This is a genomic window from Aquibacillus salsiterrae, from assembly GCF_028416595.1.
GTDB classification, from domain to species: Bacteria; Bacillota; Bacilli; order Bacillales; family Amphibacillaceae; genus Aquibacillus_A; species Aquibacillus_A salsiterrae.
In genome coordinates, this window is the sequence record NZ_JAMQKC010000042.1 from 1 (window position 1) to 6,492 (window position 6,492).

7 protein-coding genes and 1 pseudogene are annotated in these 6,492 nt (G+C 36.5%); 2 read left to right on the plus strand and 6 right to left on the minus strand.

Features of this window, described 5'->3' with window-relative positions:
• Positions 1-720: 720 nt before the first annotated feature.
• On the minus strand, positions 721-981 hold the full coding sequence (locus NC799_RS17815; RefSeq protein ID WP_272447792.1) for a hypothetical protein: 261 nt from the start codon (positions 979-981) through the stop codon (positions 721-723).
• Positions 966-1,481 carry a hypothetical protein gene (locus tag NC799_RS17820; RefSeq protein ID WP_272447793.1) on the minus strand — a complete coding sequence of 172 codons (516 nt, stop codon included), beginning with the start codon at positions 1,479-1,481 and terminating at the stop codon, positions 966-968. The genes NC799_RS17815 and NC799_RS17820 overlap by 16 nt, the downstream gene beginning before the upstream one ends.
• Positions 1,482-1,691: 210 nt before the next feature.
• On the opposite strand from NC799_RS17820, the gene NC799_RS17825 reads away from it, so the two are divergent.
• Positions 1,692-2,570 carry a DnaD domain-containing protein gene (locus NC799_RS17825; RefSeq protein WP_272447794.1) on the plus strand — a complete coding sequence of 293 codons (879 nt, stop codon included), beginning with the start codon at positions 1,692-1,694 and terminating at the stop codon, positions 2,568-2,570.
• A gap of 286 nt (positions 2,571-2,856) precedes the next feature.
• Here the strand turns inward: NC799_RS17825 and NC799_RS18505 are convergent.
• From NC799_RS18505 to NC799_RS17850, 4 genes and pseudogenes are all read right to left on the minus strand, one after another.
• Positions 2,857-3,293 (minus strand): annotated as a pseudogene (locus tag NC799_RS18505) (transposase zinc-binding domain-containing protein); the annotation flags it as partial.
• A gap of 96 nt (positions 3,294-3,389) precedes the next feature.
• The gene (locus NC799_RS17840) at positions 3,390-3,926 is read right to left on the minus strand and encodes a hypothetical protein (RefSeq protein ID WP_272447795.1); all 537 of its coding nucleotides are present in this window, start codon (positions 3,924-3,926) and stop codon (positions 3,390-3,392) included.
• The gene (locus NC799_RS17845; protein WP_272447796.1) at positions 3,917-4,096 is read right to left on the minus strand and encodes a hypothetical protein; all 180 of its coding nucleotides are present in this window, start codon (positions 4,094-4,096) and stop codon (positions 3,917-3,919) included. The genes NC799_RS17840 and NC799_RS17845 overlap by 10 nt, the downstream gene beginning before the upstream one ends.
• Positions 4,097-4,674: 578 nt before the next feature.
• The gene (locus NC799_RS17850; RefSeq protein WP_272447798.1) at positions 4,675-4,818 is read right to left on the minus strand and encodes a hypothetical protein; all 144 of its coding nucleotides are present in this window, start codon (positions 4,816-4,818) and stop codon (positions 4,675-4,677) included.
• A 453-nt stretch (positions 4,819-5,271) separates the two neighbouring features.
• Here NC799_RS17850 and NC799_RS17855 point away from each other — a divergent pair, with 453 nt between their 5' ends.
• Entirely contained in the window at positions 5,272-6,024 is a 753-nt protein-coding gene (locus NC799_RS17855) for a hypothetical protein (protein ID WP_272447799.1), read from the plus strand.
• Positions 6,025-6,492: the final 468 nt, after the last annotated feature.

Below are 6,492 nucleotides of genomic sequence, written 5' to 3' on the forward strand. Positions count from 1 at the left end.
ATGGTCAATTTGTAGTGGATCCACTCAGTTGCATATCAGTTAGAGGCTAAACTTTGATTTAGTTTATTAACTAAATTGTGCATACTTAAACAATCAAAAATGTACATTCTATCGTTGACATTTACAGGTTCCTGTTCTCTTGCCATAAACGAGGACAGGAATGTTGCTTTCTGTACAGACCAACACATCAGCCCTTCTAATTTGGGGTTTCGGAGCTCTATCCCTTCAACCTAAACGGCTTCCAGCCCATTACCTAACTGTCTACGCTTAAAGACAACAGTTACCTGTTGTCCTCCAAGACTCGCTACGAGCGAATGGATAGTTCTTACTCGACGGGAATCCCACCCGTCATATGTTACGACCTATGCTCGGCCGCACGGTCTGACCCCTATATCCCCACTTCCATTGATGGAGTGAGTCTACCTACTTTCTGACAGTGAACACACAAAGGGTTTTCCTTCAAGAAAGATTTGCTGGCCTTTCTCCACTGATAGGTATAAATTTTAGAATTGGATTTGTTCTGTTCTTGTGTTACTTGCTGTTTATGTTTATCACAATACCGACCATCACATAGCTCATGGCAATCGGGGTAGCGACAGATTGTTTTGGGTTTCCATGGCAAGTGCAGACACCTCAATCCATAATAAAAGCCCTTAGAGAGATATCCCTAAAGGCAACTTTACTATTGATATATTTTGATGAACAGAGTTTCTAGAATCATTAATGGCTTCTAAACTGTTCAAGCTCTTTAGTAGTCAATGATTCTGGACTTTTTCCATTCTCTTGACACCATTTATCCAAATCACGAAAACGTAAATTTGGAACCTTAACATTTGGCGTTGTATAAATTCCACTTGGAAATGCTTGATCCATATCATCGGTGTATGTTGTGTTTCTTTTCACTTTTTCATCCCCTTTTCTATGTGCACGAATACCAGTTGGGACAGATTCAAAAACAAAACTTTTTAACTTCGACACCATTGAACACCTCCTGGCATATAATCGTGGACTAGCTTTATTGAAGACCTAGTTGGCAAATAAAAATAGGGAGGAATCCCACCTCTTGCTTGTATAGCTCCAAGTTTTAAATAATACCTATCATTAAAGTTTCTCTTTGCAGATAATCCTATATACCCATCATATCCAAGTTCAAAGCTTTGATATATTGCAAAACATAATAAATTCTTTCCTACGCCCGTATATTTCCGTTCGGGGTGGTCTAACCGATTAACTGGTGCAGCTTCCATTAATTCAATGTGTATTAATTGATTTTCTTTATGTTCCTGGATTGCAATAACGCCTTGTAAATCATCTTTCCCTATCAAAAACATCCCAAATACTTGGTTTTCTTCTTCGTCAAAAATAGTATTCCATTTAAACCAGCCATTTTTAGCAAATAAGTTGTACTTATAAACATCTGACTTCTTTAACTTTCTAATGCATACCTCTATTTTATCCCCTAAGATAATATCCGTAATCATATCAAGACTCTTTCTTATTTTACCTTAATTATACCATAATCAAAGTTGTTTTCATATTCAAGAAAAAATCAACTATTTCTATAGCTAAAAAATTGGCATAGAAAAAGTCCTCGGTTTAAAATTATTAACACCTGAAGCTTAGCACGAATCCATAGATCAGTTCCCAACTTCCCAATCCCTAAACTCACATCTCGAAAGGAAAATCAAACGATGAACTATTTAAAACAAATCAATGCGTTTTATAATCACCTTGAATTCAATCCACTTTCTAATAACTCCATCCTGTTATGGCATTCACTGATGCAAATTAATAACAAAACTGGCTGGATGAAGGAATTTACGGTTGCCGCCAAGGAACTTACAGCAAAAATCCAATTAAACGACAGTGCTTTTAAACGGGCACGTGATGAACTAGAGCAAAAGGGCTATATCCGTTGCCAATCACGTGGCGGAAACCTAGCACCCATTTATGAAATGATTAGCCTAATCTCGGAGGATCTCAGTAACAATAATCGAACTAGGGACGACAATCCAATCGAACAACATAACCAACAACCAAATCCAGACCACGTATTGAACAACAATACGGATGGCGTTATGAACGACAAACTGGCCCACAAACCGAACCCATTATATAAACAAGAAATAAAAACGAAACAAAATAAAAATAAAATAACAACAACTAACCAAGCTGAATTGTTTTACGAAGAGAACATTAACAAAATAACACCATACATCAAAGGGCAGCTAACCGATTGGACATTTACCTTAGGCGAAACACTGGTCATCGAGGCAATGAAACAAGCAATGGAACGTAATCATACCAGTTGGAAATATGTAGAAAGCATTCTAACAGCCTGGGACACTAAGGGCGTCATTTCGCTGGAACAGGTGGAGTCCGACAATAAGGCCTTTCAACAGCATCGACAAGGGCACTATTACGCGCCAAAATACTCTAAGCAAGAGGTAATCCCTGATTGGTTTCTTGAAAGACAGAAAAAGCAGGATGTGCATCCATCCAAGTCTTTTAACTCAATCGACCTTGAAAAGCGGTTAACCAATTATAAACATAGTAAAGCTGTTAACTAGTATTAGTGCAACAACTTTTCGTAATCCACCATCAAGTGCTTGTTACCCGTACCCAATAGTCCAATCGTTTTCCAATCCACGATTGGATTGGCATTAATTAATGTCATTGTCTCATGGAAAACATCTATTCAATCAACGGTTGGGTCGCCTGATCTTATAAAACACTAGTGAAAAACGGGGGCACGTATTATAAATATCGACTCCCCCCTAAACAAATCCACACCTGTCCTCTGCATGTGGAAAACCACCCTTTTTGTCTTTTTGTGGTGCCTAACACCATAGCCCAACCAGCAATAATACCTGGCTTCACCTTCACTTTGTCTTGGAAAAACTCACTAATAAGACGAGCTGCTTCATCCATCAACGCCTTTAATAACTCACGATGCCATAGGAAGATATCACGTAACCCTTCATCTATCGTAAAAATGACATGACGATGATTTACCTGATACACATCTTCTGACAAAAGCCTACTCCACTCCTCGCTTTCCCCCACGGAGCATGTAGTACAAAATCTACCCTTACAGTGAAAAGGAATATGTTTGATATCATGGCATCCCTCACAAACAAGAAGCTTGAATCCTTTTTTCATATCCCCACAGTCTCTAAATTCCTCTACCTCCTTGATTACTACGGGACGAATTATATCTCCATATTTTAGTTGAAAGTTTCCCAATATTGATGATGATCGAAAAATATCTCTTTCAAAATGTTTGTCTCCATATATTAAAAATACCACAGCTAGAAACACTGTGGTAGAGCTAAAATTTTATACTTTATTATCTTTTAAAAAAGAATCCGAGGCTGCCGGATTCTACTTTAAGATAAACGTATAAATGCTAGTTTATAACCACTTGGACTGTATTGAAGAAATTGAAAAGAATTATTTGAATAAAATTTTTCAAGTTTAGCAACAGGTTCATATTCTACACATACAACCCTCATTCCAATCAACTTATACATCACTTCACATTTTTCTAGTGCCAACTCTAACACATTGGAACCAGAAACAACACCCTTATAGGCATCGGATCTACCAAGCTGCGCAATTAGAATAGTACTAACAGTTGTTGCTTTCTTGCTAAATGCAATTTTTTGTCTCAGAGAACCAGAAATGTTTCCAGCAAAATCAAAAGATTTGTTTTTCAGTGAGAAATATCCAATGATTTCACCATTATTCTCCTCATCAATGACCAAGTGAGTTCTTGTAAAAACCCTTTTTTCACTTTCAATTGCTTGATTCTTTAAAAAATCTTCCACCCCGGGGTTTATTTCACAAGAAAAAGAGGAGAGATAGTCACGCACCTCGCTCTCCTCTGCAGCTCTTAATAGATTTTCTAAACTAATTACTTGCATTTTCTTCTTTTAAGGATATTAGAAGCATGAGCAACTGCTTCATCATCACTCATATTATGATCATGAAATACATTACTATTTTTTTTAAAATTAACCGGAGAGGCGGAAACAATTTTCTTAGCTGCTTCTTCTTCTAGAATATACTGTTCATTCATTGCTAAGACAGCCATTTCATTTTCCTCCTTGTCATTCTTGCACATATACCTTCACCACTTTTCATAGAAATAGTAGTACAGTATATTGCATCATTTTCTATATTATACCTTTTTATAAGAATTAATACAATAAATTTTCTATATACTAAGTCACAATTCTATCAATCTATTAAGGCAAATATAGCAAGGGAATTTAATGCACAAAATCACTGAATAGAATTCGGGGCGTCACTGTGACCAAGAGTTTTTGTCTTTTTGTGGTACCTGATACCAAATTCAATCAACATTCAACAAATAAATGCAATAAGAGTTACACTGTTTAGTAACTCTTTTCACGTTGCCCACCACACAAAGATAAATTGAAACCTTTGTCTTTGTGTGGTGCCTGACACCAAGTTCCGAAGATGAATGTGGTTGGTCATTAAGCAATACGTATGAAGGTGAGACAGGGTCTGACCCCTAGACACATACAGTCCTTCATATCTATTTGAAAAGATGCATACTATTCATGTATAATGGATATAGATAAAAATGGGAAGCGCTTGAACACTTCCCTAGCAACCTCTACCGTCAGGGTGGTGGTTGTCAAAAGATTATTTTTGAGAACCACCCTTATGCTTGTGACGGCGCGGGGTGGTTTTCTTGTGTTCTAGTATGTTCTTCCTAAAGATAAAGGCACTCGTTTCTCGTACAATACCTTTAAGAATTTCACGCAGAAGTTCAAGAAATGTTTCCATGATTATCACCTCCTTCCTGATCCTTGTAAGATCATGAAAGAAGAGAGACGACCAACCACCCTCACATATTCAGTTGCTACTTTATTTTACCATACTCTTATAAATTCAAATCTATTAACTTTCGACAATTTTGACTTTCTAAGATCCATTCTCCCTAAATGGGTAAAGAACTTTACAATGAAGTACATTATTCATGCACGATTGAACCCCCATAAATCTCACACCCATGATACATGCACACATAAGCATAGATATATAAACCCAAAAAGTAGTGAACCCCTTTCTATAAAACAAAATGTCCTCCTATCAAGGAAAAACAGCCATTTTGTCCTTCTACAGGGTCTGATACACCATAGCCGCAGTAACTGTTTGTACTGAAAAGATGTTTCTTTCCTAAAAAAAAGTAATAGGACAAATCCCTTCTTACATAGATATGCTCAAGGAGGGTTCGTTTTGGTATACATCATGATTACTGCATCTCAAATAAATGAAATATTATTCAAATGTCATCTTATTGAGGGTAAAGATAGATTATTACCCTATTATAATCACTTTGGTTGTTTAGAAGGAATTCCTGTCGTTGAATATATGGATAATGGAGAATTTCGATTGATAACTTATTACGAGAACTATCATTTCTATAAAACGTATTTTCCAAGTGTTCCTTTCATAAGTGATTTAAAGTACTTTAATAACTCTGATGAGAGATATGTAGAGTTGTTAAACCAATTGTTTAACGGAAAGGCACGCTCATCGAAAAGTGATAAATACACTATTATAAACGAAAAGATTATGTATCTAACCCCCAAAGAAATTGCTGATGCATGCCATGTAAAATACTCCACAATTAGTAAACTTATCTATGACAATGATAAATACAAAGCATACCTTGAGCAGTCCATGGAAGTTCGAGCTAATCACACAATGGAAGATCTTGTAAACTATATAAAAAGGCACAAATTATTCAAAAGTAGCGCGGAGATTTATCTTCTAAAGCTTACTGTTGATGAAAACTATAGTAATCGGCTTACACATAATGATTGGAAGGTTATTAAATGGGTTCTTCTAGGAATTCAGGACAAATTTAAATCGCTGTCTGCTAATGCGCAAGTAGAATTGTTAAAAGAAATGCGAGATCCTGGCCTCAAAGTCCTTCACAATTACTTCAGGAATCGTTGCGAGGAAATATTAACACAAACCAGATAACGATTCTGATTTTGATTCCTAAACACATCTACTAACTAAATAATATCGGTTATCTATCCTTTCCCCCCTCAACCTCCCCATTTCCACACACAGCAAAAGACGCTGTCAGGTTGTGTTATCTGAGTTTATCCCAATAGATAATAGTCTCAAAAAGGGAAATGTTATTTTGGATGAGAAGAGATTAGAAGAGCAACTACATATTACATTTAGTGAAATTGGACAACAAATTCGAGCGAAGCGATTGGAAGCTGGCTACACATAGGAACGGCTCGAACACCTAACAACTGTTGGCAATAAGTACATCGGTCAAATTGAACGCGGGGAAAAGCGCCCAACTATTGAACACTTATCAAACTGCGAGCAGTATTAGAACTTGATCTCGGTGAATTATTTGGCAGAGTTGAGACAAAACTTATTCAAGAAGATTCCAACTAAACTAATAAAACTTACTTCTCCTTATCTTAATTA